This window comes from Dellaglioa sp. CoH-56-MRSF-14 (assembly GCF_056782115.1).
Map to the genome: position 1 here is coordinate 1 of NZ_JBXAYB010000001.1, position 26,093 is coordinate 26,093.

Annotated in this window: 24 protein-coding genes and 1 riboswitch; of the genes, 2 read left to right on the plus strand and 22 right to left on the minus strand. The window is 35.0% G+C overall.

Annotated features, from left to right (window positions below; genetic code table 11):
- Positions 1–339: 339 nt before the first annotated feature.
- The 12 genes from lysS to pth all read right to left on the minus strand — a co-directional run bounded on the left by lysS (position 340) and on the right by pth (position 15,121).
- The gene (gene lysS, locus AC1RPX_RS00005; protein ID WP_481760847.1) at positions 340–1,839 is read right to left on the minus strand and encodes a lysine--tRNA ligase; all 1,500 of its coding nucleotides are present in this window, start codon (positions 1,837–1,839) and stop codon (positions 340–342) included.
- A gap of 71 nt (positions 1,840–1,910) precedes the next feature.
- Positions 1,911–2,921 carry a tRNA dihydrouridine synthase DusB gene (gene dusB / locus AC1RPX_RS00010; RefSeq protein WP_481760848.1) on the minus strand — a complete coding sequence of 337 codons (1,011 nt, stop codon included), beginning with the start codon at positions 2,919–2,921 and terminating at the stop codon, positions 1,911–1,913.
- Between the two features lie 71 nt (positions 2,922–2,992).
- Complete coding sequence (gene hslO / locus AC1RPX_RS00015) at positions 2,993–3,877, minus strand: Hsp33 family molecular chaperone HslO (protein ID WP_481760849.1); 885 nt, start codon at positions 3,875–3,877, stop codon at positions 2,993–2,995.
- 77 nt (positions 3,878–3,954) lie between these two features.
- Positions 3,955–6,033 (minus strand): ATP-dependent zinc metalloprotease FtsH, encoded by a 2,079-nt coding sequence (ftsH, locus tag AC1RPX_RS00020; RefSeq protein ID WP_409021575.1) that lies wholly within the window; start codon positions 6,031–6,033, stop codon positions 3,955–3,957.
- A gap of 93 nt (positions 6,034–6,126) precedes the next feature.
- Positions 6,127–6,666 (minus strand): hypoxanthine phosphoribosyltransferase, encoded by a 540-nt coding sequence (gene hpt, locus AC1RPX_RS00025; protein ID WP_409021576.1) that lies wholly within the window; start codon positions 6,664–6,666, stop codon positions 6,127–6,129.
- Between the two features lie 5 nt (positions 6,667–6,671).
- Entirely contained in the window at positions 6,672–8,039 is a 1,368-nt protein-coding gene (tilS, locus tag AC1RPX_RS00030; RefSeq protein WP_481760850.1) for a tRNA lysidine(34) synthetase TilS, read from the minus strand.
- Positions 8,040–8,115: 76 nt separating this feature from the next.
- A complete protein-coding gene (locus AC1RPX_RS00035) occupies positions 8,116–8,595 on the minus strand; it encodes a S1 domain-containing RNA-binding protein (protein WP_481760851.1) in 480 nt (159 codons plus the stop codon).
- A gap of 99 nt (positions 8,596–8,694) precedes the next feature.
- Positions 8,695–9,081, minus strand: coding sequence for an FtsB family cell division protein (locus tag AC1RPX_RS00040; RefSeq protein WP_481760852.1), 387 nt, complete (start codon positions 9,079–9,081; stop codon positions 8,695–8,697).
- Positions 9,082–9,125: 44 nt separating this feature from the next.
- Positions 9,126–9,392 carry an RNA-binding S4 domain-containing protein gene (locus AC1RPX_RS00045; RefSeq protein ID WP_481760853.1) on the minus strand — a complete coding sequence of 89 codons (267 nt, stop codon included), beginning with the start codon at positions 9,390–9,392 and terminating at the stop codon, positions 9,126–9,128.
- A 17-nt stretch (positions 9,393–9,409) separates the two neighbouring features.
- A complete protein-coding gene (locus AC1RPX_RS00050) occupies positions 9,410–10,978 on the minus strand; it encodes a putative polysaccharide biosynthesis protein (protein ID WP_481760854.1) in 1,569 nt (522 codons plus the stop codon).
- 21 nt (positions 10,979–10,999) lie between these two features.
- Positions 11,000–14,521 carry a transcription-repair coupling factor gene (gene mfd, locus AC1RPX_RS00055; RefSeq protein ID WP_481760855.1) on the minus strand — a complete coding sequence of 1,174 codons (3,522 nt, stop codon included), beginning with the start codon at positions 14,519–14,521 and terminating at the stop codon, positions 11,000–11,002.
- Positions 14,522–14,557: 36 nt separating this feature from the next.
- Positions 14,558–15,121: an aminoacyl-tRNA hydrolase gene (pth, locus tag AC1RPX_RS00060; protein ID WP_409021584.1), complete on the minus strand. Its 564-nt coding sequence runs from the start codon at positions 15,119–15,121 to the stop codon at positions 14,558–14,560.
- A 209-nt stretch (positions 15,122–15,330) separates the two neighbouring features.
- On the opposite strand from pth, the gene AC1RPX_RS00065 reads away from it, so the two are divergent.
- Together AC1RPX_RS00065 and cbpA are read left to right on the plus strand one after the other, a co-directional pair.
- Entirely contained in the window at positions 15,331–16,293 is a 963-nt protein-coding gene (locus tag AC1RPX_RS00065) for an L-lactate dehydrogenase (RefSeq protein ID WP_409021585.1), read from the plus strand.
- Positions 16,294–16,441: 148 nt separating this feature from the next.
- Positions 16,442–17,077, plus strand: a complete 636-nt coding sequence (gene cbpA / locus AC1RPX_RS00070) for a cyclic di-AMP binding protein CbpA (RefSeq protein WP_409021586.1) — start codon at positions 16,442–16,444, stop codon at positions 17,075–17,077.
- A 32-nt stretch (positions 17,078–17,109) separates the two neighbouring features.
- On the opposite strand, the gene AC1RPX_RS00075 is transcribed toward cbpA, so the two are convergent.
- The 10 genes from AC1RPX_RS00075 to htpX all read right to left on the minus strand — a co-directional run bounded on the left by AC1RPX_RS00075 (position 17,110) and on the right by htpX (position 26,083).
- On the minus strand, positions 17,110–17,610 hold the full coding sequence (locus AC1RPX_RS00075) for a QueT transporter family protein (protein ID WP_481760856.1): 501 nt from the start codon (positions 17,608–17,610) through the stop codon (positions 17,110–17,112).
- A 9-nt stretch (positions 17,611–17,619) separates the two neighbouring features.
- A riboswitch (PreQ1 riboswitch) is annotated at positions 17,620–17,664 on the minus strand.
- A gap of 17 nt (positions 17,665–17,681) precedes the next feature.
- The gene (locus tag AC1RPX_RS00080; protein WP_409021588.1) at positions 17,682–18,053 is read right to left on the minus strand and encodes a type II toxin-antitoxin system PemK/MazF family toxin; all 372 of its coding nucleotides are present in this window, start codon (positions 18,051–18,053) and stop codon (positions 17,682–17,684) included.
- 14 nt (positions 18,054–18,067) lie between these two features.
- On the minus strand, positions 18,068–18,301 hold the full coding sequence (locus tag AC1RPX_RS00085; protein WP_481760857.1) for a hypothetical protein: 234 nt from the start codon (positions 18,299–18,301) through the stop codon (positions 18,068–18,070).
- Positions 18,302–18,366: 65 nt separating this feature from the next.
- Positions 18,367–19,488 carry an alanine racemase gene (gene alr, locus AC1RPX_RS00090; protein WP_481760858.1) on the minus strand — a complete coding sequence of 374 codons (1,122 nt, stop codon included), beginning with the start codon at positions 19,486–19,488 and terminating at the stop codon, positions 18,367–18,369.
- Positions 19,489–19,490: 2 nt separating this feature from the next.
- Complete coding sequence (gene acpS, locus AC1RPX_RS00095; RefSeq protein WP_481760859.1) at positions 19,491–19,859, minus strand: holo-ACP synthase; 369 nt, start codon at positions 19,857–19,859, stop codon at positions 19,491–19,493.
- 161 nt (positions 19,860–20,020) lie between these two features.
- On the minus strand, positions 20,021–21,631 hold the full coding sequence (cshA, locus tag AC1RPX_RS00100) for a degradosome RNA helicase CshA (protein ID WP_481760860.1): 1,611 nt from the start codon (positions 21,629–21,631) through the stop codon (positions 20,021–20,023).
- A gap of 162 nt (positions 21,632–21,793) precedes the next feature.
- The gene (locus tag AC1RPX_RS00105) at positions 21,794–23,170 is read right to left on the minus strand and encodes a UDP-N-acetylmuramoyl-tripeptide--D-alanyl-D-alanine ligase (RefSeq protein WP_481760861.1); all 1,377 of its coding nucleotides are present in this window, start codon (positions 23,168–23,170) and stop codon (positions 21,794–21,796) included.
- Positions 23,171–23,204: 34 nt separating this feature from the next.
- Complete coding sequence (locus AC1RPX_RS00110) at positions 23,205–24,278, minus strand: D-alanine--D-alanine ligase family protein (RefSeq protein WP_481760862.1); 1,074 nt, start codon at positions 24,276–24,278, stop codon at positions 23,205–23,207.
- A gap of 94 nt (positions 24,279–24,372) precedes the next feature.
- On the minus strand, positions 24,373–25,161 hold the full coding sequence (locus AC1RPX_RS00115; RefSeq protein WP_481760863.1) for a hypothetical protein: 789 nt from the start codon (positions 25,159–25,161) through the stop codon (positions 24,373–24,375).
- Positions 25,162–25,189: 28 nt separating this feature from the next.
- The gene (htpX, locus tag AC1RPX_RS00120; RefSeq protein WP_409021596.1) at positions 25,190–26,083 is read right to left on the minus strand and encodes a zinc metalloprotease HtpX; all 894 of its coding nucleotides are present in this window, start codon (positions 26,081–26,083) and stop codon (positions 25,190–25,192) included.
- Positions 26,084–26,093 lie beyond the last annotated feature (10 nt).

Here is a 26,093-nt window from a genome sequence, read left to right on the forward strand (position 1 = left end):
TGTTCAGTTTTCAAAGATCTACTTGGTTGCTTTTGACAACTTTTATATCATATCAAGGATTTCGTTAATTGTCAAGAACTTTTTTAATTAATTAACTGGTCACATTTGAATTAGTTGTTTACTACTGAAGCAACGTTTATTACTTTACCAAGAATAATCACCTTCGTCAAGCCTTTATTTAAATTAAATCTAAATCAATGAATGTAAACGTGTACATCGTGTTTTATTATTACTTTTACTGCTGAAATAAAAGTAAAAAAAGAGTATTGTCACATAGCGACAATACTCTCATATAATATTATTCATCAAAAATAATCCTATAAAATAATTTAAAAATATTTATTGATTATCATCTGGTCTCATAGTTGGAAATAATAACACATCTCTGATAGATTGTGCATCAGTCATTAACATAACCAACCTATCTATTCCAATTCCTAAACCACCTGTTGGTGGCATACCATATTCGAGTGCTTCAATGAAATCTTCATCGATTCCTTCCGCTTCATCGTTACCATCTTCACGTTCTTCAACTTGGGACTCAAATCGCTCTCTTTGATCAATGGGGTCATTTAACTCAGTAAATGCATTAGCATATTCTGTACCTAAAATATACATTTCAAAACGATCCGTAAATCTTGGATCATCTTCATTTTTCTTTGCTAAAGGCGAAATTTCTAAAGGATGTCCATAAACAAAAGTAGGATCAACAATTGTATCTTCAACAAATTTTTCGAAAAATTCATTAATGATATGGCCAACTTTCCAATATGTTTCATATTTAACATGATGTTCATCTGCCAATTTTTGTGCTTCTTCAACTGACATTTCTTTCCAAAAATCCACTCCAGTTACGGACTTAATAGCATCTACCATATGAACTCTTGCAAATTTTTTATTAAAATCTACTTTTTTTCCATCATATTCAATAATTCCGTCATTTGAAATTACATCTGCGACTGCTTTAAAAATGCCTTCAGTTTCATCCATTACATCATGGAAGTCATAGTATGCAACGTACGTTTCAAGCATTGTAAACTCAGGATTATGTTTTGTATCAATTCCTTCATTACGGAACACTCGACCAATTTCGTATACTTTTTCCATTCCACCAACGATAAGTCGTTTTAAATGTAATTCTAGTGCAATTCTCAAGTATAGTTCAATATCTAACGCATTATGATGTGTTGTAAATGGTTTAGCTGATGCTCCACCTGCTTGGTTATGCAGTACTGGCGTTTCAACCTCAATATATCCATTACCATCTAAATAACGTCTTACAGCTGAAATAATTTGACTACGTTTCATAAATCGATCAAAGCTTTCACGATTTGTGATTAAATCAAGATATCTTTGTCTATAGATTTGTTCTACATTTTGCAAACCATGAAATTTATCTGGTAATGGTCGTAATGCTTTTGATAGGAAAGTAACTTCTGTTGGGCGAATCGTTAATTCACCCATATCTGTTTTCATAACATCACCTGTTATACCAACAAAATCACCAATATCTGAACGTTTAAAGATATGATATGTATCTTCACCTACAACATCTTTACGGACATATAATTGTAAACGTCCATCTTTATCCTGAATATCAGCGAAACTCACTTTACCTTTACCACGTTTAGACATTAATCTACCTGCGATAGTAGCTTGGATATCCATACCATCAAGTTCTTCTTTAGTTAATGCATCATACTTATCATGTAATGCTTTAGTCATGTCTTTACGTTCAAAGCGGTGTCCAAATGGATCGACCCCTGCTTCGCGAAGTTCAACAACTTTTTCACGACGTACCTTTAATTGATCATTCATACTTTGTTCTTGCTTTACCATATTATATCCCTCACTTAATTACATATTTCACTTACTATCATGCCAATTAACCCAATAAAATGCAACTAATTCTATGCTTCTTTTTGCATTAATTTGAATTCACGTTCTTTTGTATCTTCTAAAAATTTATCAAATATCGTTATCATAGTAGCTTCTGAATTTGCTTCATTCAATGCTGCTTTAGCACGAGCTGAACGCGAAATACCTTTTAAGTAGTATGCTGCTTGACTTCTGAATTCTTTAGGTCCAATAACCTCACCCTTTATCTGGCAAAGTGCGTGCAAGTGTTCTTTAGCAACTAAAATTTTATCAGATGCTGAAGGTTCAGCAATGAGTTCACCTGTTTCAAGGTACGTTGCTGTCTGCCTAATCATCCACGGATTTCCTAATGCAGCACGGCCTATCATAACAGCGTCGGCACCGACTTCATCTAACATCTTCTTTGCATCTTGTGGCGTTTTAATATCACCATTACCCATAAAAGGAATTGTTTTTAAATTACTTTTAACTTCATGTAAAATATTCCAATCTGCTTTACCATTATACAACTGGAAACGTGTTCTTCCGTGCATTGCAAGTGCAGCTGCACCACCTTGTTCAGCAGCTAAGGCATTTTCAACTGCTAAAATATGATCTTCGTCCCAGCCTGTTCTCATTTTAACTGTTACCGGAATTGACAGCTCATTAGTAACCGCATCAACCATTTCGTATACTTTATCTGGATCAAGCAACCAACGTGCGCCTGCGTCTGTTTTTGTTACTTTAGGTACAGGGCAACCCATATTAATATCGACTATGTCGGCTGACGTGTGTTCTTCAACAAACTTAGCAGCAGCAACCAATGTTTCCTTATCTCCGCCAAAAATTTGAACGCTAACTGGATGTTCTCTTGGATCTACAAACAACATGCTCAACGTTTTTTTATTTCTAAATTGGATTCCTTTATCAGAAATCATTTCACAAACTACTAATCCAGCACCAAAATCCTTACAAATCATTCTGAATGCCGCATTTGTTACACCTGCCATAGGTGCAACAACTACTTGATTAGGAATTAATATATCGCCAATTTTCCATTCCATTCTATTCACCTCATCGTTTTTTACACTTACTATTGTTTAGTATCATAACACAAATCATATATTGATAAAATTTATTTAGCTGAACCCTCTAATAATTTCATTAATTCATTTTCAGAATATTGATATCGATTTCCACAAAAACGACAAACAGCTTCGGCACCATGATCCAATTCGATCATTTCAGTGATATCGCTTTTTGGCAAACTAGCTAATGAACCGTAAAATTTATCTTTTGAACAATCACATTCGAACGCAACTGGCATTGTATCCAAGATATTAACATTTTCTTTACCAAACATCAGATATATAATATCTTCTGGCGTTTTACCATCTCTTAGCAATTCTGAAATCATAGGCATTTCTGCTAATTTTTTTTCTAAATTATCGATAACTTCATCAGTTGCGCCAGGCATTACTTGAATCATAAACCCACCGGCCACTTCGATTGTATTGTCCGTGTTCACAAATACAGATAATCCAACTGATGATGGAATCTGCTCTGATTTAGCTAAATAGTAAGTAAAGTCTTCGCCAAGTTCACCTGAAACCAATGGGACTTGTCCCGTAAACGGTTCCTTCATACCCATATCTTTTGTTACTGCCATTGATCCAGTTGTTCCAACGGCACCTTTAACATCAATTTTATTTTTTTCATTTAATGGTAAATGAACGTGGGGTTCACTCAGATATCCTTTAACTGTTCCATCAGCGTTACCATCAATTACGATAGCACCAACTGGCCCATCACCATTAATTTTAACGGTCATTTTTTCATCGGCTGACAATGTAGATGTACTTAGTAATAATGTTCCTATTAGGCTCCGCCCAAGTGCAGCTGATGCTGCGCTCCATGTGTCATGTCTCCTTTGTGCTTCAGCAACCGTATTTGTCGCAGTAACAGCATATACTCTTAATTTACCGTCAAAGGCCAAACTTTTTACAAGATAATCTTTCATTCGTTTTCTCCTTAAATAATTCATTTTAGACCAACAAGAACTCCGATAGATAATCCATCGGAGTTCTTAAGTAACGATTATTTATCGTCTTTATTCACTTTGGGGTAAAAAACAACCGTTTTAGATAAATCAACTTCATCTGTTTCTTCAGCTATTTTTTTTGCATCTTTACGTTCTAATTCTTTTTTTGTTGCTTCAAAAGAACCATCTTTTTCACTCGGAAATTCATTTGCATCGTCTTTTTCTGGCATTTTGCCATCTTCGAACAAGCTTAAAATTTCTTTTTCATCAAGTGTTTCAAATTCTAATAACTTATCAGCAATCAATTTATGCTGTTCTCTATGTGCTTCAATAATTTCTTTAGCAAGTTTCATACCTTCTTCAGATAGACGACGAACCTCAGAATCAATAATGTCAGCCGTATTGCTTGAGTAAGCAGCACTTGGTTGACCTGAACCACCAGCGAACATTTGGCTATTGCCTTCTAATTGAACAGGTCCGAGTTTTTCACTCATTCCATATTCAGTAACCATTGAGCGAGCCATTTGTGTTGCTTGTTGGAAATCGTTTGATGCGCCTGAAGATTGTTCATTGTAAACAATTTCTTCAGCTGCACGTCCACCCATTAATCCAGCAATTTGTTCACTCATATCTTTTTTAGACAATAACATTTGATCTTCTTTTGGTAACATGATTGCGTAACCGCCAGCACGACCTCGAGGGACAATTGTTACTTTGTGAACAACTCTAGCATCATTTAGGACTAATCCAACAATTGTATGTCCGGCTTCATGGAATGCAACTGTTTGACGTTCTTTTTCATTAATCGTACGATCACGTTTTGCTGGTCCCGCAATAACACGATCCTCAGCTTCATCCATATCGCTTGCATCAATTTTTGATTTATTACGACGAGCAGCTAATAATGCAGCTTCATTTAAAAGATTTTCTAAATCAGCACCAACAAATCCAGGTGTCTGCTTAGCAATAACTTTTAAATCAACATCAGATGCTAACGGTTTGTTTTTTGCATGAACATTAAGAATAGCCTCACGACCCTTAACATCTGGGCGACCTACTAAAACTTTACGATCAAAACGACCAGGACGTAAAAGTGCTGGATCCAGAACATCCGAACGGTTAGTAGCTGCAATTACAATCACACCTTCTGTACCCGTAAATCCATCCATTTCAACAAGTAATTGGTTCAATGTTTGTTCACGTTCATCATTACCGCCACCTGTACCAGAGCCACGACGACGTCCGACAGCATCAATTTCATCAATAAAGATAATTGATGGTGCAGTTTTCTTAGCATTTTCGAACAAATCACGTACACGACTTGCCCCAACACCGACAAACATTTCTACGAAATCAGAACCGGAAATTGAATAAAATGGTACTTCAGCTTCACCAGCTACTGCTTTTGCGAGTAAAGTTTTACCAGTACCAGGAGGTCCCTCTAGGAGAACACCTGATGGGATTCGAGCGCCTAAATCAGCAAATTTGCGTGGTGATTTTAAGAATTCAACAACTTCAACAAGTTCTTGCTTTTCTTCTTCTGCACCGGCAACATCAGCAAAACGAACTTTATTATCTTTTTTCTCGGAAGGTTTTGTTTTTGATTTACCAAAGTTCATCACCTTACCGCCACCACCGCCACCTTGTCCTGCTTGTCCCATCATAAGATAGAAAAAGCCGACCATTAATACAAGTGGAATAACCGTAATTGCTAATTGCAACCAGATACTATCTGATTGTTCTTCTTTTGTATCCATTTTTGTCTTTGTTGCTTCAGATGATTTCAAAATTTGTGCCATATTTGAATCATTTTGAATAACTGTTGACGTAAAGTTTTTAACTTTTGTTGTTTTCTTTGAAGCTGGAATTAATGAGAACCCAGTATCCTTGCTCTTTTCTGTTTGAGCTTTCTTATAAGTCCCTGTTATTTTGTAGACACCACCTGATGGTTGAATATCAAATGATTTCACTTGGTTTGATTGTAATTTTGAGACAAATTCACTTGATTGAATTTCTTGTGTTTCCGTTTTGCTGTTTCCATCAAAAAAGAAGTACATTACACCCATTATCCCAAGCATGATAACTATGTAAAATAAACTATTTTTAAAAAGTCCATTTTTAGGATTGTTTTTCATATCTACTCTCCTGCCCGTTTTTCTTTATTTTTATTTCAACTATCGTTTGAATAGGATACACTATATCACAATTGACATTCTTTGACCATTATTTTACTCTGTATAAATTTCAGGTTTCAAGACGCCAATATATGGTAAGTTCCTATATTTTTCAGCATAATCTAATCCATAACCAACTACAAATTCATTTGGAACTTCAAATCCTGCATAATCAACGTTAACAGTCACTTTACGACCTTCTGGTTTGTCCAACAACGAACAAACCTTAACAGATTTTACATTTCTATTGTTAAACAGATCGATTAAGTAAGCTAAAGTTTGTCCTGTATCCACGATATCTTCAACAATAATCACATCTCTGCCTTTAACATCAATATCTAAATCTTTGATAATCTTAATCTCACCAGTTGATACGGTACCATCCCCATAGCTCGAAACATTCATAAAATCAACTTCTGCATAATCTGCAACATTTTTAGCAATGTCAGCCATAAAAAGATAGGCGCCCTTTAATATACAAACAAGCAATGGATTTTTGCCTTGATAATCAGCGGTAATCTGTTTTCCTAATCGCCGAGTAACATCTTGAATTTCTTGCTCACTGTAAAGAACTTTTTTGATATCTTCATCCATACACTTTAGCCTCTTCCCTGACCTTGTTTTTTTAAAACGATTATGTCTTGTATTTTATCAGTTTCAACGGTGTCTGACAATTGAGATTTTTTATAATTTATTAACCAAATGATTCGCTTAGTATTAGTTTCTAATACCCAAGCCTGATTACGGTCATTACTACTTATTTTTTGATCAATAAATATTTTTTTTATTTTTTGTTTTGCACTATTTCCTATGTCGATATAATCGCCTGGCAACCGATGTCTCAAGCTAAGCCCCTCTTCAACAATAGAGTGATCAACCATCATATAATCTTTTATAGTTACTTCATCTAGATTAATCTCTTCAGCTTTAAATACGCCAATTTTTTCATTATTATTTAAATTAACCCATGAATTCATACCGAGTATTATTTTTTCAGAAGTACTTTCAATTATTTTCTCTTTTTGAATGAAATCCATGTACTCATATTTTTTAACAAATAATTGATCATCACCTAAATTAAGTTCACCCTGTGGTTTTTTTTCATTCAGCAGTAACTGGCTAATTTGCTGTATTTGGTCTTCTTTTAAGAAAACACCATGTTCTTCAGCGATTTTTTTCAATATCGGCTTTTGCCACCTTGTTTCCAACGTGGTCCACATTTTTATTTTAAATCCTGAAGCATATTTGATTTCTTTTATTTTTTCACTAATTGCTTCATCTGCTAAATCTAATAGGTTCGTTAACTGATCTGCATAACTTTGTGCATGCTTAATTACTTGTTTATTATTTTCAAGCATTTTCGGTATAATTTCTTTTCTAACTCGATTTCTAAAAAAATCACTTAATTGATTCGTTTCATCTTCAAAAAAAACAATGTTTTCATGCTTTGCGTACTGCCGAATAGCCTGTTTTGTGAACAAAAGTAACGGTCTAACTAACATCCCTGGTCCAAATGATCTAGTTTGACTGATACCCGTTAACTGTCTGATATCTCCGCCACGAATTCCTTTCATAACAAGTGTTTCGAGCTGGTCATCTGCTTGATGCGCTGTCATTAACGTTGCATAAGTTTCTGATACCATTATTTGCTCAAAAAAATCATATCTCATTTTGCGCGCTGCATTTTCAATACCATTTAATCCATGTTCATGTACTGGCCAAACTTTTTTATATAATTTAAATTGATGATCTAGACAATACTTTTCGATGAACTCAGTTTCAATACGGCTCTGCTCTCTTAATTGATGGTCAATGTAGGCAACGCCTATCTCAGGCCGGATTTCATCTGGTAATCGTTGCAACAAATCCATGAGGACCATTGAATCAACACCTGTTGAAACAGCAACCAGAATTTTTTCAGGACTACCAAGTAGCCGATATTGAGCCTCAAATCTTGTATTCAGCAAAACTTTTCTCCTTTTTTCATTAAAAAAAGAGTGGTTTAAAATTTTCATTTCAACCACTCATCTTTAAAATTCGTTATTAATTACGTCGGCCACCACGGCCACCGCGCTTACCTTCAGTACTTCTCTTTAATGAAACTAACCGATCTTCACTATCTTTCAAAAAGCCTGACAACAATGAATCGAAGTCATCTTTTTGAGGTTCAACTTTTTTAGTCTGATAGCGATTCTTACCACCATTTGATGGACGAGAACCAGTCGATGCGCGAGTATCTTTATTAAATGTTTTCTGTGGACGAGATTTTGTTTCTGTTACTTGAGGCTTATCAACAGCTTTTCGTATTGATAAACTTATCTTACCATCGTCGCCAATGGATAAAACTTTAACTGTGACTTCATCCCCAACAGTTAGTGCATCATGAATATCTTTGATGAATCCATCAGAAACTTCACTAATATGTACTAATCCTGTTTTTCTGTCACCCAAATCAATAAATGCACCGAAATTTGTAATTCCTGAAACTTTACCTGAAACTTTCTCTCCGACTTCAATAGACATAAAAAAGTTGTTCCTCCTTAGATATATATACCATACTAGTATACCACGCTATAAACCTTGATACAAAGTTAAATCACGGGTAATTCTATCCCTGATTGATTAGTTTTTTAAATTTGCTTTATCACTAGGAAAACTATAGACAGTTTCACCTTTTTTAGAGAAATAATATTTTTCACGAATTAATTTTAATAAATAATCGTTATCATTTAATTGTTTAATTTGAAATTTAAGATCTTTTTGATTTGCTTTAGCTTTTTTTAATTTCGTTTGTTCAACTGCTGTTTCTTGCTTATAATGTGCAACCTTAAGCTTGGTTGAAATTAACTGTACGCTAAAGAAAATGATTATAATTATTAAAACAGCTCCTAATCCAATCATACGGCGGCGGTGAATAGTTACCAATCGTTGATCTTTTTTTCTTTCTGTTTTATTAGCTTTCATAAAATCATTATCTAAAAATTTAATTTTCGATTTATTATCGGCCATCTTGTCTCCTAACCCAATAAAGGACTCCAATTAAAAATCGATAATTATCGACTTTCTTCTGTATAAACTTCAGAAACAACTTCATATAAATCAATTGATTCTGCTTTTTTCGTTGTTTCTTTAAGCGCCATAACTCGAACAGTCAGCGTTTTATTACCAAATTGGATTGTTAACTCATCCCCAACAACAACATCTGTTGAAGATTTTGCCATTTTATCATTAATCATAATTCGACCCTTATCTGCAATTTCTTTTGCAACTGTACGACGTTTAATAATACGTGACACTTTTAAAAATTTATCTAATCTCATTAGTTAATCCCCTTTATTTATCTTATAAATTTTTTTAAAATACGTTTTCCAAATGGAAAGCTTAGCCATTCTCGAATCGAAAATAATTCCCATTTAACTGCTAAACCACCAAATATTCCAGCACCAATAGATCCAGAAACGAGCGCTATAATGCCACTCAACAATCGCTTGTCATTCGTCCAATTAATTAACTGATTATCTAATAAATAAACCACAATTCCCATAATTACACAAATTAAAGTTAATTTCATCATAAATTTGGGATCAATTAGTAACTGTCTAATCTCACTGGGTGACATAACCCACATGGCAATTAATACAAGTAATAAACTTAAGATTGTCGCAATACTTGCTCCAACTGTTCCTAATATAGAAACTAGGTAAAAATTAATACTCATTTTAAGTAACAATCCGATAATCAAAGCAATGACTGACGTACGATACAATCCCAGACTCTGTAGGACGCTGTTGTATGTTCCAATAACTGCTGCTAAGAAAATACTAAACATATAAACCGATAATGTACCATTTTGAAGTTGATCCCCAAATAAAGATTGGTTAACAAGTGGCATAACAGCAATCAGTCCGATGGTTGCCGCCATCGATAACGCCACCGTTATGTGCACTAACATCCCAGCATATCGTTGAAAATCCTTTTTTCGGTTTTCACGACGGGCCGAAGCCAGAGATGGCAATAACATCGAAGAGAACCCAACAGAAATAACTAGTCCAAGTTGTACTAAAGGCTGTGCACGGTCATAGACTCCTTTTAACGATTTTGCAATATTATTTGAATAACCAAAGTGCACTAATCCGTTTTTCACTGTGAATGAATCAACTAATTGTAATAGCACCATCATTGCTGCAAATAGACAGATGATAAGACCCTCCGAAAATAATTTTTTAGAGGTTATCAGTAATCTTTGCCAGTTTGTTTGAAGCCTAGTCTTCCTAAATTCAACCCTGTAAAAGTGAATAAAAGAAACACTTGCGCCAATAGCACCAATAGTTGCCCCAAACATTGCCCATGCTCCCATCGAATATAATGACATATTATTTTCAACCGCAATGTATGCCGCTAAAATAATGAGTCCAACACGTAATAGTTGTTCAACAACTTGGGAGACAGCAGTTTTGTTCATTTCAAAAATACCTTGATAATAACCACGTCCCACTGCTAAAACAGGTAAAAATAAGAACATAAATGAAACACTTTTAATTAAGCCTGCTAACTGTCCATCACCCATAGCTGTCGCAATCCATGAAGCTCCTAATTGTAAGCCAGAAAAGATAACTAAACTAAATATACTTAAAACAATAAATATATCATGAGACAATTTTATTTTATCTTCTTTCGAAGGCTCTTCAGCAATTAACTTACTAATGTAGACGGGAAATCCAGTCAAAGCAAAAGTCATCCCTATCCCATAAATAGGATAAACTTGCTGATAAATATAGAAGCCCGTATCTCCGACTAAATTTTGGAATGGCACTCGGTAAATGGCACTCAAAATCTTGGCAATTAGTGAGGCAATCGATAGAATCATTGCACCACGCATTAAATGTCTAAGTTGCTTATTTCCCATATCATTTCGATTCCTTTTTTATTAGTTAGCTGCAGTCACTGACCCAACGGATTCGCTTAACGCTTGAATAAAGTTTTGTAATTCAATCAACCAGTCAGTCTCAGTCATCTTAGGTTGAATCACTAAAATCACACGCATTTGTTTGCCCTGAGTTTTTAATGACGCTTTTAATTTTGTTGCTGATAATGCCATGAAAATTGCTTCCGTACCCAGCAATGTCGTTCCTTTTTCTGAAACAGAAACAATTAACTGGTCTTTATCTTTTTTAATTTTATCAACTAATGCCTTATCGGCAAATAATTTAAGTAAGCCAATTTCCATTAAGTTATTCACTTCAGTTGGAAATTCGCCGAAACGATCAATTAAATCACCTTGTACTTCCAAATATTGATCATAATTATCAAGCTGTCGAATACGTTTATAAATTTCAATTTTTTGACGCTGATCATCAATGTAAGATGATGGTAAATAAGCTTCAATATTAATGTCAATTTCAGAATCTGATTTAGGCTCAGCTTTTTTACCTTGTTTTTTATTCACAGCTTCTGTCAACATCTGTGTATATAAATCATATCCAACAGAATCAATGAAACCATGTTGTTGTCGGCCCAATAGATTTCCTGCTCCACGAATAGATAAATCTCGCATAGCAATTTTAAATCCAGAACCCAATTCGGTGAAGTCTTTGATTGCTTCTAAGCGTTTTTCGCTCACTTCAGTCAAAACCTTATTAGGTTTATACATAAAGTAGGCATACGCAATTCGACTACTACGACCAACACGACCACGTAACTGGTAAAGTTGCGCCAATCCCATGTGGTCAGCATTTTCGACAAATAATGTATTAGCATTAGAAATATCTACGCCCGTTTCAATAATTGTCGTTGTTACCAACACATCATAGACACCTTGAATGAAATCATACAAGACATTTTCTAATTGATTTTCAGTCATTTGACCATGGATATACGCGACACTAGCTTCAGGAACCATAATCTCAATTTCTGAAACTACTTTTTCAATATCTTCAACTCGATTATGCAAATAAAAAACTTGTCCACCACGTTGAAGTTCACGTTGTATTCCATCTCGAATAGTTCCACCATTTTGTTCCATTACATAAGTTTGAATTGGGTAACGGTTCAATGGTGCCGTTTCAATTACTGATAAATCGCGAACCCCAAGCATCGACATATTAAGTGTCCTTGGGATTGGCGTTGCCGTTAACGTTAAGACGTCCACTTGTGACTTAAACTCTTTGAGTCGTTCTTTATGTTTCACACCAAACCGTTGCTCTTCATCAACAATTAACAATCCTAAATCAGCAAATTGAATATCTTTCGATAAAATTCGATGTGTCCCAACGACAATATCTAATGCACCACTAGCCATTTTATCAGTTGTTTCTTTAAGTTGTTTCTTTGTTCTAAAACGAGATAAAATCCCAATTTCAACTGGAAATCCTTCGAATCGATTAATCATTGTTTCGTAATGTTGTTGCGCTAACACCGTTGTAGGCACTAATAAAGCAACCTGTTTATTATCTTGAATGGCTTTAAAAGCGGCACGTAACGCGACTTCTGTTTTCCCAAAACCTACATCACCAATCAATAAACGATCCATTGGTTTCTTTTGTTCCATATCGTGCTTAATTTCATTTGAACTTCTAATTTGATCTTCAGTTTCAGAGTATGGAAATGCATTTTCAAATTCCATCTGATAATCGTTGTCCTTTGAAAATTGAAATCCAACTTCTGCTTCACGTTCAGCATACAATGCAACTAAATCATCAGCAATATCTTCAATTTTAGCAGCAACTTTATTTTTCGTTTTGGTCCATTCAGTACCACCCAATTTGTTAATTCTAGGTGACTTAGATTCAGAAGAAACATACTTTTGAACCATGTTTAATTGGGTTACTGGAATAAATAATTTAGCTTCATCCCGATAAGAAATTGTCATATAATCTTGATGTTTACCATCGACTTCTAATGTTTCCATTCCAATAAACTGTCCAATACCATGATTAACATGGACCACATAGTCTCCTGGTTTCAAATCTTGATAACTTTTAAGGCGTTCTGCATTCGCTAATGTTTGGCGTTTTGGACGTTTTTTAGTGACTTTGTTAAACATTTCATGTTCTGTCACAACAACTAAGTTTGCCATTGGCAATTCAAATCCAGCTTGTAAGTTACCTTCTACTACCTGAACTTTTCCTAACTGTAGGCTATCCAAAGTCGTCATGATAGAAGGAATCTCAAAATCATCCAAGGTTTGTGAGACTTTATCAAGTCGCTCTTTATCTTGAACCATAACAATAATAGTCTGTTTCTTTTTTAACCAACGATCCATTTCTGTTTTAAGTAATGGCATTTGGCTAAAAAATTGTTGCATGGCATGTCCTGGTACATCAATCAATTGATTAAATTTGAGGTGACCCATTCCTTTTTGAAAATGAGCCAGAAATAATTCAGCATGCGATTCATTTTTCAATAAATCTCGTAATTCAAATCCAAAAACACTTGTAGACAAAACTTGATGTGTTTTTAACTTATCTGCCATCCAGTTATCTTCATCTAGTTTAAGCGTCTTTTCAGCTTCTAATAATCTCGGATAATCGTCCATTACAATTAAACCATTGCTACCCAAGTAATCTAACAGACTTGTTTTACCTTGATAAATAATATCGCTAAATAATAAATGTTCCGGAGCTAAGCGTCCTTTTTCAAAATCACTCATAAGCGGCATAATATTTGATTCTAATCGCTCTTGATCATCATTATCTAATCGCTTATATTCAACACCATACGCTTTTTTTAATGTTTGACTAGCTTCCAATAGCATAGCGTCAGTCGCAATAAAATCTGTCGCGGGTATAATTTGAATCTGGTCCACATTCTCTAAGCTTCGTTGATTAGTCACATCAAAATAACGTAATGAATCTATTTCCGTATCAAATAAATCTAGTCTAATTGGGTTTTCTACGGTCAATGGGTAAATATCCAAGATAGAACCACGTACAGCAAAATCCCCAGGACGTTCAACCAACTTTTGACGTTGATAGCCCATCGTAAAGAGTTGAGTTTCCGTGGCTTTCAAATCAATATCTTTTCCAACAGCTAAGTTTAATGTTGCTTGTTTCCACGTTGAAACAGGTGCTAGAAAACGTCGTAACCCCGAGATTGATGTTACAACAATCTTTGGTGTTCCTTCTAATAGAGCCTGAAGCGTTTGGACACGTTCACTTTTAGATTCTGGTGAACTTGTTGCCAGTTCTGCAGCTAATAATTCTTCAACTGGGAATGTAAGCACATCTTCTTCATTAATAAAGTTAGTTAAATCTTCATTTAATTGTGTTGCATGAAATAAATTATCTGTCACAACCAACATAGATTTTTTTTTATCTTTAAAAATAGTAGCTAACATCAATGTTTTAGCTGAACCCGTTAGTCCAGTTAACAATTGTCTTGTATTAGGTTCAATATTTGTTAGCCAGTTATCTACACCAGGAACAGTCTGCATCATTGCTTCTAAATTCATTATTCTACCCTTTACCCTTTTCTAAACAGCTTTTTCTTATTTATGGTTATACTTGTTCATCGTATTCATAAAATCATCTGTTTCCAACCAATCCTCAATTGCTAAAGTTGCTGTATTGATTGCATCACCTAAGTCTTTTTCTTGGTTTTTAGAAAATTTCGTTAATACCCAATCTACGACAGAAACTTTGTCTGGATGGTCAATACCAATTTTAATACGTTTAAATTCCTGTGTTCCTGTATGTGCGATAATGCTTTTCAAACCATTATGTCCGCCTGCTGATCCTTTTTGACGTAATCGAATCCGACCAACTTCTAAATCAAGATCATCGTTCACAATAAGGATGTCTGAAACATCAATTTTATAGAAATCCATCAACGGTCTAACAGCTCGACCTGAATCATTCATATAAGTAGATGGTTTAACTAAGACAATTTTTTCACCATTTAAATTAAACGATGCCACTTGCGCTTCATACTTGCTAGATCCAAAATCGGCATTATGTTGTTTTGCAAATACATCTACTGTAGCGAATCCGACATTGTGTCTTGTTCCATCATACTTTTGCCCAATATTTCCTAAACCGACTATCATTTTCATTTTAATTTCTCCTTTAAATAAACGCAAACATCTGGGCAAGTTTATTCAACTTACCCAGCATTTCGACCCTATTCTTTTCTTTCAACTATTATACCATACTCGATTTATGAAAATTTTGTGAAAGAACTCTCTCATCTAGTATGTTTTTTCACAAACAAACATGTTATAATTATTCAGTAATAATTATAGCTCTGAAAGGATGAATTATTTTGACAAAAACAGAAAATCATCAAAAAGTTATCTTAGTCGGCGATGGCGCCGTAGGTTCTAGTTACGCATTCGCAATGACACTCCAAGGTGTCGGCGAAGAATTCGGTATCATCGATGTTGCGAAAGATCGCACTGTCGGAGATGCTTTAGATTTAGAAGATGCAACACCATTCGCATTTCCTAAACGTATCTACTCAGCAGAATACTCTGACTGTGAAGATGCAGATCTTGTCGTTATCACTGCTGGTGCTCCACAAAAACCAGGTGAAACACGCCTTGACCTTGTAAACAAAAACTTAAACATCTTGAAAAGTATCGTATCTCCAATCGTTGAATCTGGATTTAAAGGTATTTTCTTAGTTGCTGCTAACCCAGTTGATATTTTAACTTACGCAACAATGAAATTCTCTGGTTTCCCTAAAGATCGTGTTATTGGTTCAGGTACTTCACTTGATACTTCACGTTTACGTGTTGCTTTAAGCAAATTAACTGACATTACAGATCCTCGTTCAATCCATGCTTACATGATGGGCGAACATGGCGATACAGAATTTGCTGCTTACTCAGCTGCAACTGTTGGTGGTCTTCCATTCTTAGATTGGGCAAAAGCTAACAACATTTCTGATGACCAACTTGCTAAAATTGAAGATGACGTTCGTAACAAAGCTTACGAAATTATCAACAAAAAAGGCGCAACATTCTACGGTATTGGTACAGCATTAGCTCGTCTTTCAAAAGCAATTTTGCGTGACGAAAATGCCGTATTACCTGTTAGTGCATACATGGACGGACAATATGGTTTGAACGATATTTATATCGGTACACCAGGTGTTGTTAATGGCCAAGGTCTTGCACAAATCATCGAAGTACCTTTAAGTGATGTTGAATCTAAACGTATGACTGATTCAGCTGCTACTTTGAAACAAGTATTAAATGATGGTCTTAAAGCATTAGGTGAATAATTTTTAATTATTTTCCAAAAAAGGAACGGAAGACATTCTTCCGTTCCTTTTTTAATACAATTTTAATAGTCAAATTACTGTTAAAAAGCTTTTTTTATGGTATTATAAAAATGTAAATGAGAAAAATTTAATATTTGGAGGCGCCTATATGTTATTAAATACTTTAGTTAAACCATTAAAAGAACTAACAACCGTCCGTGAAAGTGTCACACTTGAAGAAGCACTTACGGTCCTAGAAAATTCTGGATTCCGTTGTGTGCCAATCTTAGATGAAACGGGTCAAATTTTCCGTGGTAATATTTATAAAATGCATATTTATCGTCATAAATCACAGGGTGGCGATATGTCACTTCCTGTTACTTATCTTCTTAAAAATGCGACTAAGTTTATTTCATCTGATTCAGCTTTCTTCAACGTTTTCTTTTCAATTAAAGACTTACCTTATATTGCTGTTTTAAATGAAAACAACTATTTTGAGGGTATTTTAACACATACACGTCTTCTAGATATGTTGTCTCAATCATGGAATTTTGATGTTGGTAGTTATGTCTTAACTGTTATTTCAGCTGGCGAACGTGGTGATTTAGTTGATATGGCTAAAATCATTACAAAATATTCATCAATTGCTAGTTGTATGACTTTAGATGTTAAAGAAGGCGAATTATTACGCCGAACATTATTCACATTACCAGCTGGTGTAAACCAAGAAAAAGTTGATAAAATTGTTGATAACTTAGGACGTAAAGAATTTATTGTTTCTGAAATTGAAGATTTACGTAGTTAGACAAAAAAACAGACCCTTTCGGGTCTGTTTTTTTAATGCATTCTTTTATCAAAGTGAATAGCACGATCTAAAACGAGCATTATTGGTGCTGTAATTGTCATTATTACAAATTCAGATAATGCTGTTGTACCGTAAGTAGGCCAGAACGGTAAGCTCGCTGTAATGTTCAACATAATAGCGATTAAAAACATGGTAAATGAGAAAACCATAATATTTAAAAGCATTTTTTGCCACATTTTCTTAAACTTAGGACTAACAAAAATCACAATTAAAAGACCCATGATTGTTTGTACGCCCCCAAAAAGAACATCTAACGGACTGCTGTAAAAGAGATTAAATAAGATAACCCCTAATGAAACACCCCAGATATATTTCTTATTGAAAAGTACTAAGTGATTCAATCCTTCTGATAGTCGAAATTGAATAGCACCACTAGCCATGTTCACCATTCCTGGAACAACTGCCAATACGATATAAAGTGCAGCGATTAAACCATTAATGATTACCTGGTTTACACGATTATTTTTTGTCATTATTAATAGACTCCCTTAGTTTTTTAGCGTGGGATGGTTACGAACCACGTTTTTTTATGTCTTTTTACTGTTTATTTTTCTTTATGTATTGCTGAAACAAGTCCAACACTCATTCTAAGCGCATCATCAACCTCAAGCATACTTTTTTTCGATACATGCGTGATACGATCTTTTAGACGTTGCTTATCAATTGTGCGAATTTGCTCCATTAGTATAACTGAATCTTTTTCAATACCATCTCTACTTGCTAAAAGTCCAACATGTGTTGGCATTTTAGGCTTCTGGATGCGCGCCGTAATGGCGGCAACGATGACTGTCGGACTATAACGATTCCCAATATTGTTTTGGATAATGAGAACAGGTCTCATACCGCCTTGTTCAGAACCAATAACGGGCGATAAATCTGCATAGAATATATCACCACGTATGATACTTTCAACCATCTTATCCCAACTCTCTACATAATTTGAAGGTGCAATAACACTTCATCTTCAGATCCTTTAAAATCATTACAGATTTCACTATTCAATTGTCCCATTTCTGAGTAGCCATCAATTAACTCATCCATCATTTTTTTATGACTTAAAATAGAGTTAAATATTTCGCTATCCTTCAACGCTTCATTGGTAATCGAATAATATGCACAGTAATCGGCTATATGACTCATTGCTACTTTCTCATTTTTATCCATCTGCACTTCCCCCATAGAATTACACTCTACAGATAGTTTACCATAGCAAACTAAGCAAATAAATACTAATTTAGGTAGACATGTGGTACTCGTCCTGAAAGTGCACAGATTATTTCATAATGAATTGTTTCAGCGTACGTTGCAACATCCTGTGCTGTAATCATTTCATCGCCATCTTGGCCTATTAGAGTTACTTTTGTATCATTTGGCATTTCATGTGGCAATCTAATCATTAATTGATCCATGCAAACTCGACCAATTATTTCGCAAAATTGACCGTCGACTAATAGTTTAAAGCCTTGCATCTTTCGGGGCATACCATCTGCATACCCAATTGGTACTGTACCAACCCATTCATTTTCTTGAGCTTGATATGTAATACCGTAACCAACTGAATCACCTGCATGGATTTCTTTCACATAACTTAATTCAGATGTTAATCCAAATGCTGGTTTTAACGCATAAGGTAGTTCTAATTCACCACCAGATGGATTTAAACCATACATTGAAATGCCCATCCGAATCATATTACCGTTGCAAGCAGAGTGCCATAAGCTCGTTGCAGAATTAGAAACGTGTACATAACGAGGTCTATCAGAAACTACTGACATCAATTCATTAAATTTTGACATTTGTTTTTTAAAATACGAATCATTAGGAGAGTCTGCTGTCGCAAAGTGAGTAAAAACCCCTTCAAAGTTTAATGTATTTTGATGACTTCCAAGGAAATTAATTGCCTCTAAAAACGGTTCTGCTTCTCTAAAACCAATACGACCCATTCCTGTATCCAATGCTAAATGAACGGCCAAAGGCGCTAATTTTTCTTCACTCAGTAACTTATTAGCTTCTTGTAACCAGCCAAGTTCTGAAACAGTTACAGATATTTTGCTTTTTGCCAGTAACGGTGCATATTCAACTTTCGTTAATCCCAGAATCAAGATAGTTTCAACAAACCCGGCTTCTCGTAACGCTAATGCCTCATCAATTATTGCCACACAAAAACCTTTTACACCAGCATCTTTTGCAACTTTAGCTACTTCAATCAATCCATGACCATACGCATCAGCTTTAACAACAGCAAAAATAACCGTCTCATCTGTTAATGTCTTTTTTTCAGCTGTGATATTTGCCTTAATAGCTGCCCTATCTACCACGATTTGGGTTGGACGATGATAACCTACAACCATTTTTACATCCCCTTTTCTTGATTTTCTAAAATAACTTCAGTCATAACTAAATTGTTCGTATGAGAAATTGAAATAAAGCCATTACCCTCAAAAGGGTGCTGCGTAATTATCGGTTTACCAATTTCATTATTTAATATTTCAACATCTAAAAAGCCAACTTTATCCCCTATTCCCGTTCCAAAAGCCTTACTGTATGCCTCTTTGGCGGAAAATCTTCCAGCAATAAATTCGTCTTTATGACTACCTTTTAATTCATCAAATTGTTTAATTTCATTTGTTGTGAGAATCTTTGTTATAAATTCTTCATGTTGTTTTGCCAACTTTACTACTCGATCAATATCGGCAATATCAACACCAATTCCATAAATCATATTATCACCTATTTCTTTTCATTGATATCCTTGTTAAGTTTATCAAATTTATTCATTTTCTGCACTAAAATCGTTTATATTTTACCTATCAATATTGTAAGAATAGCAATTTTAAACAAAAAAAGAGACCTAAATTAATAGGTCTCTTTTCAATATTCAAATTAATCTTTTGTTCTGATTGTGAAGTTACGTTTTGGTGCGCTACTTCCGTTTGAACGGTTGTCATTTGAACGATTATCGCTTGAGCGGTTACCTTTGTAACCTCCGCCACCATTACCATTGCTACGGCGATCGCTACTTCCGTTACGACGATCTGAACTTCCACCGTTACTACGGTTTCCGCCACCATTACGGTTGCCTTGGTAACCACCACCGTTGCCACCACGACGATTTCCACCGCCATTGCCGCTACGACGGTTGTTTCCGCCACCACCGCCACCCCCCTTACGTCTAGGTAATGGGCGTTCTGGTGTAATCTTAACAGGTACTTGTGATGAATCATTTTTAATAACATCACTAAGTAATGCTGCAACTAAATCAGCAACTTCAAACTTAGCCATTAATTCAGTAGCTTGTTTTGCATATTTTTTAGTATCAGTTTTGTTAACTAAGGCAGTAACGTCAGCGATTGCTGTTTCAATTTGACCAGCAAATGCTTCATCATCTGTAGGTGGTGTTAAAGCCACCATACGTTTCTTAGTTAATTTTTCGATTTGACGTAAGTAATCCATTTCATTTGGTGAAACAAATGTCAATGAAGTTCCTTTATGTCCGGCACGGCCTGTACGGCCAATACGATGGACATAACTTTCAGGATCTTGAGGAATATCATAGTTAAAGACATGGGTAACCCCAGAAATATCTAAACCACGAGCAGCAACATCAGTTGCAACTAAAATATCAAGTTTACCTGATTTAAATTCACGTAAAATACTCATACGACGTTGTTGTGATAAATCACCATGGATTCCTTTAGCGTTGTATCCGCGCATTTCAAATCCTTTAGCTAATTCGTCAACACGACGTTTTGTACGACCAAACACGATTGTTTGTGTTGGGTTTTGAGCATCATACATACGTGTCATGATATCAAATTTTTCGAAATCTTTTGAGATTACGTAGAATTGATCAACTAAGTCAGTTGTTAATTCTTTTGCCTTAACAGTTACCAAAGTTGGATCTGTCATAAATCTTTCACCAATACGGCGAATAGCAGTTGGCATTGTTGCAGAGAATAACAATGTTTGACGTTCGTCAGGAACAGTTGTTAAGATGCTTTCGATATCTTCAACGAATCCCATATCTAACATTTCATCAGCTTCATCTAAAACCAAAGTTTTAACATTACCTAATTTAACGGTGCGACGACGAATATGATCTAATAAACGTCCTGGTGTTCCAACTAAAATTTGAGGTGCGCGATTAAGACTCTTGATTTGACGACGAATATCAGACCCACCATAAACAACTTGAACTTTAGCATGTTTTTCTTTACCTAAACGGTAAAGTTCTTCTTGCGTTTGAATAGCAAGTTCACGTGTTGGTGAGATGATAAGTGCTTGAACTTCATCTTTTGTTGTATCAATTGTATCTAAGATTGGTAAACCAAATGCAGCAGTTTTACCAGTACCTGTTTGTGCTTGTCCAATAACATCTTTTCCTTCTAAAGCCATTGGAATTGTTTCAGATTGGATAGGTGTTGCTTCTTCAAAACCGCTGCGTTGAACGGCCTTTAGTAGTTCATCGGATAGTCCTAATTCTGTAAATTTCAAGTATAAATTCCTCCTAATGTGTTTGCAAACTAACATGCTTCACAACACAGTTAAGAGTTCGTCGTCAATTACTGTCTTGTAAAGTTAAATTAATTTAAGTCTGACCCTTCATGAGTCACTATTTAAACTATAATAGCACCTTAAATAATATTAAGCAACTCTCTAATTACTTTGTAAAGCCGATAAAACGGTTTCTAAATGAACGCCATGGCTTCCTTTAATCAAAATAGAATCTTTTTCAGTACGTATTTTTAATAAATCTTCAACCATAGCTTCTTTTTCATCTAAATCATAATAATGAAGATGTTGATCATCATACTTTGATTTTAATGCTGTTGCTAAAGATTTTATTTGTTCTCCGTAAAGATAAACGCTTTGAATTTTTTCATTATCAAAACTATCAGCCAAGCTGAGATGCATATCGCTAGATTGCTCACCTAATTCAAGCATATCACCCAAAACAACCATTCGATTACCTTCAACATCGCTGTTTGAGAATGCTTTGATAACAGCTTTTGCAGCTGTCGGATTTGAATTATAGACATCACTTAAAATTGACTCGCCCAAATGACCTCTAAGCCACTCTGTCCGATTCTTCGTTAAATCAAAATCACTAAGCGCCTTTACAATATTTTTAGGTGACACACGATAATGACGACCAACTGAGATAGCAGCCATCGCATTATCTACGTTATATGTGCCAATCATTGGAATTGTAAAATTAAAATCAGCCATTTCTCTCACTTTAAAGCTAGTCATTGTTTGATTGCCGACAACATTTGAAACACTCAAGTCAGCACTTTCACCATGACCGAAGCCAAATGATTGCTGTTCAATATTGGAAACACGTTCTCTTAATAACGGTTCATCTGCATTATAAACCAACAAGCCGTCTTCTTTCAGCCCATTCACAATTTCCATTTTTGCATCCGCAATTTTATCTCGCGTACCAAAAAATTCGATATGTGCTTCGCCAATCATCGTAATAACAGCGACATCAGGTTGTGCAATTCGACTTAAAAAGTCTAACTCACCAGGATGATCCATCCCCATTTCGACAACAACAACTTCCGTATTAGGTTCTATACTTAATAAAGTCATCGGTACGCCTAAATGATTATTGAAATTCGCTTCCGTTTTACAAACATTATATTGCTGACTTAAAATTTCTGTAATCATATCTTTAGTTGTCGTTTTACCGTTACTACCAGTAACTGCGACAACTTTAGGATTAATTTTATCCAAGTAATGTTTTGCTAAATCTTGGTAAGCCATTAATGTGTCATCTACTAAGATAGCTGGGATTTTCGTTGGCATTGTATCTTGATGGTCAACTGCCCATAAAGTCGCTGTTGCACCATTATCAATCGCACTTTGGATATAATCATGACCGTCATTTTCTGCCACAATAGGTACAAATAAACTGCCTTCCGTTAGTTGTCGACTATCAAATGAAACACTCGATATATTAATTGGTTCATCAGTAATTTCGTTCTTGGCGCTAACTGCGCTCGCAATTTCAGTTAATTGCATTTTCATTATATAAACCCTCGCATTCATATGACCATTAAATCTATTGTTTACTATTATTTGCCTGATTTTTTTTCAATGCTAATTGTAATAATTCTTCAATTAAATCACTGTAACTCAGCCCAACGGCTTCCCACAATCTTGGATACATTGCATTTTTATAAAATCCTGGCATTGTTGTAATCTCATTTAAATAAATATCTTGGTTAGCGCTAATTAAAAAATCACACCTAGCAAGCCCTGATCCATCAATAACCGCAAAAGCTGTTTTAGAAAAACCAACTATCTTATCCAATAATTCCTCATCGAGTTCAACTGGAATTCTGGCTTCGTGATCTTCCTTCATTGCAAGTTTACGATCATAGACGTCATCAAACGACAAAATTTCTCCTGGTACACTTGTTGCGATTTCTTCGTTACCTAATAATCCAATTTCAATTTCACGTGCTACAATGCCTCGTTCTACAATCACTCGAGGACCAAGTTCAAAAGCATTATCAATTGCATATTGTAATTCAACACTATTATTCACCTGTGTAACACCGATTCCTGAACCCAAATTAGATGGTTTCACATACATTGGATAAAGTAATTCGCCCTCACATCTGGCAATCACACTTGCAGTGTTATTTTCCCAAGACTGTGAGTCAATCGCTTGGAATGGTACAACCGGAATTCCGGCTTGTTTAAAGAGTAATTTACTCATTATTTTATCATTACCGACAGCCGATGCTAGTACACTGTTACCAACATAGGGGATATTCAACGTTTCAAGTAGTCCTTGGACAGTTCCATCTTCACCATTTGGGCCATGTAAGACAGGAAAAACCACACTATCTTCAGGGTCAAATCCATTTGGCAAAAATTTTATTCCAGTTGAATTTTCATGATTATTCGTTGCTTGTCCTTTTTCATCTGTTTCTCTAAGTCTTAAATTATCAACAAATTTAACTGGTTCGTTAAGCGTCTGACCTTGCAGCCAATTCCCCGTTTTCGTAATATAAACTGGAATTACCGAATAGTATTGGTAATATATCGCTTGTGTTATTTGAAAAGCAGTTGAAAGTGAGATCTCATGTTCTGCACTTTTACCACCATAGAGTAAATAAACTCGCATTCGTATTGCCCTCCATTTTTTGCACGTCCTATTGTACCATTCTTTTTAAATTCAACAAAAATAAAAAAAGATAACATAATAATACGTTATCTTTTTAGAATATAATACTGTCTTCAAAAGCAGATTTGTTAGAAACTTCGATAAACCATTCTTGATCTACAAATCGATACTCCAAATTAGCAACTAACTTGGCACTTTCTGTCTCCAATGTTGGCTCATGCCACTTCATCTGAGAAACGTTATCTATCATAATATAGACAGGTAATATTAACTTCGTATTATTAATTGTGATCCTTGAAAAATCTAATATTACACCTTCAACAAATAATGGCATTAATTCTTCAACAATTTTTTTAGGTATCTTTTTCAACGTCATAGGACGTCGTCTAAACAGACCATTTTTTTCACGATACGATTGATTCGCATGTCTAATAATTGATTTAGAAAAAACATTATAAAATTGCGTTAAATAACGATAGTAGATTTTTAATGCATCATTTGGTAACGTTAAAAAAACGTAGTCATTCTGCAATTTATAGTAAAAAGGTGATTGAATATGAGAAAATGCATGTCCCAAATATAAGAATTCTGCTACTTCTCTTGGTGTTATTAATTCTAAATCATCTTGACTATCGAAATCAATCCAACTTTGCTTTAACCCAACAGTCTTTTTATTCAAATAACGTGCAGTATCTTCTTCCCCGGTTACCGTGTTAAATCCTGTTGCGATGTCAATTTCATTTTCATAATCCACTGGGTTTAACGATAAAATATTAGTTGGTAATCTGGGAATGCTTGTTATGAAATCTTCTTTGGAAATCCCATATGATAAAATCAAATGAGAAACCGTTTCAACATGAACGTAGACTAAATTGTCTCTCACCACTATCATCCCCATTTTATAAAATAGTTTACATTGCTTCTAATCTTTCAATTCTATCTTCCATCGGTGGATGTGTTTGAAATAATCCAGTTGTTTTTTTCTTCAATGGATTTGAAATATAAAGTGCCGCACTACTTGGATCGGCACGTTCCATTGGTTTACTATCAGAAATTTTTTCCAACGCATGGATTAGTCCTTGCGGATTACGCGTTAATTCAACAGCAGAAGCATCAGCCAAATATTCTCTGTTTCGAGAAAGTGCAAGCTGAGCAATTGTTGCTGCAATTGGTCCTAAAATAACCAATAATAATGATAAAATCATCAAAATAATTTCTAATGATCCGCCACCTTCTCGATCATCACTTCGACGGCGACCTCCGCCCCACCAAAATGAGTTCATTCCAATATTTACTAATAATGAAATTGCTGCCGATAATGCTAATGCAATTGTTGATAATCGAATATCGTAGTTGCGTACATGCGAAATTTCATGCGCCATAACGCCTTCTAATTCTTCACGATTTAATCGATTGATTAAGCCACTTGTTGCAGCAACTGCCGCGTGTTCTGGATTATTTCCCGTTGCAAACGCATTAGGACTATCATCTTCAATAATAAACACTTTTGGCATTGGAACTTGGCCCACAATCGCCATATCTTCAACAACATGCCATAATTCAGGTGCATCATCGACTGATTTTATTTCAGTTGCATGATTCATACTCATGACAACGCTAGTTGATTGTGAAATCATCAATCCCATATAAACAACTGCAATGACAACAGCCATAAGTAGTCCAGAAACAGCACTATTGAAAAAAACATAGCCAACGGCACTACCAATCGCAACCATCAATAAAACAAAACCAATTAAAACATAAACTGTTTTGCGCTTATTTCGCGCGATTTGATCATATAGCATTAGTTATCTC

What these genes read in the sequence shown, in the direction of transcription:
- AC1RPX_RS00040 (WP_481760852.1), bottom strand. Translation starts at nt 9,081, where the DNA reads ATGGCCGATAATAAATCGAAAATTAAATTTTTAGATAATGATTTTATG.
- lysS (WP_481760847.1), bottom strand. Translation starts at nt 1,839, where the DNA reads ATGGTAAAGCAAGAACAAAGTATGAATGATCAATTAAAGGTACGTCGT.
- pth (WP_409021584.1), bottom strand. Translation starts at nt 15,121, where the DNA reads ATGAAAATGATAGTCGGTTTAGGAAATATTGGGCAAAAGTATGATGGA.
- AC1RPX_RS00045 (WP_481760853.1), bottom strand. Translation starts at nt 9,392, where the DNA reads ATGAGATTAGATAAATTTTTAAAAGTGTCACGTATTATTAAACGTCGT.
- AC1RPX_RS00085 (WP_481760857.1), bottom strand. Translation starts at nt 18,301, where the DNA reads ATGGATAAAAATGAGAAAGTAGCAATGAGTCATATAGCCGATTACTGT.
- AC1RPX_RS00035 (WP_481760851.1), bottom strand. Translation starts at nt 8,595, where the DNA reads ATGTCTATTGAAGTCGGAGAGAAAGTTTCAGGTAAAGTTTCAGGAATT.
- alr (WP_481760858.1), bottom strand. Translation starts at nt 19,488, where the DNA reads ATGGTTGTAGGTTATCATCGTCCAACCCAAATCGTGGTAGATAGGGCA.
- acpS (WP_481760859.1), bottom strand. Translation starts at nt 19,859, where the DNA reads ATGATTTATGGAATTGGTGTTGATATTGCCGATATTGATCGAGTAGTA.
- AC1RPX_RS00050 (WP_481760854.1), bottom strand. Translation starts at nt 10,978, where the DNA reads ATGGGAAATAAGCAACTTAGACATTTAATGCGTGGTGCAATGATTCTA.
- hpt (WP_409021576.1), bottom strand. Translation starts at nt 6,666, where the DNA reads ATGGATGAAGATATCAAAAAAGTTCTTTACAGTGAGCAAGAAATTCAA.
- AC1RPX_RS00080 (WP_409021588.1), bottom strand. Translation starts at nt 18,053, where the DNA reads ATGGTTGAAAGTATCATACGTGGTGATATATTCTATGCAGATTTATCG.
- hslO (WP_481760849.1), bottom strand. Translation starts at nt 3,877, where the DNA reads ATGAAAGATTATCTTGTAAAAAGTTTGGCCTTTGACGGTAAATTAAGA.
- mfd (WP_481760855.1), bottom strand. Translation starts at nt 14,521, where the DNA reads ATGAATTTAGAAGCAATGATGCAGACTGTTCCTGGTGTAGATAACTGG.
- htpX (WP_409021596.1), bottom strand. Translation starts at nt 26,083, where the DNA reads ATGCTATATGATCAAATCGCGCGAAATAAGCGCAAAACAGTTTATGTT.
- cbpA (WP_409021586.1), top strand. Translation starts at nt 16,442, where the DNA reads ATGTTATTAAATACTTTAGTTAAACCATTAAAAGAACTAACAACCGTC.
- ftsH (WP_409021575.1), bottom strand. Translation starts at nt 6,033, where the DNA reads ATGAAAAACAATCCTAAAAATGGACTTTTTAAAAATAGTTTATTTTAC.
- AC1RPX_RS00075 (WP_481760856.1), bottom strand. Translation starts at nt 17,610, where the DNA reads ATGACAAAAAATAATCGTGTAAACCAGGTAATCATTAATGGTTTAATC.
- dusB (WP_481760848.1), bottom strand. Translation starts at nt 2,921, where the DNA reads ATGGAATGGAAAATTGGCGATATATTAATTCCTAATCAAGTAGTTGTT.
- AC1RPX_RS00105 (WP_481760861.1), bottom strand. Translation starts at nt 23,170, where the DNA reads ATGAAAATGCAATTAACTGAAATTGCGAGCGCAGTTAGCGCCAAGAAC.
- AC1RPX_RS00110 (WP_481760862.1), bottom strand. Translation starts at nt 24,278, where the DNA reads ATGCGAGTTTATTTACTCTATGGTGGTAAAAGTGCAGAACATGAGATC.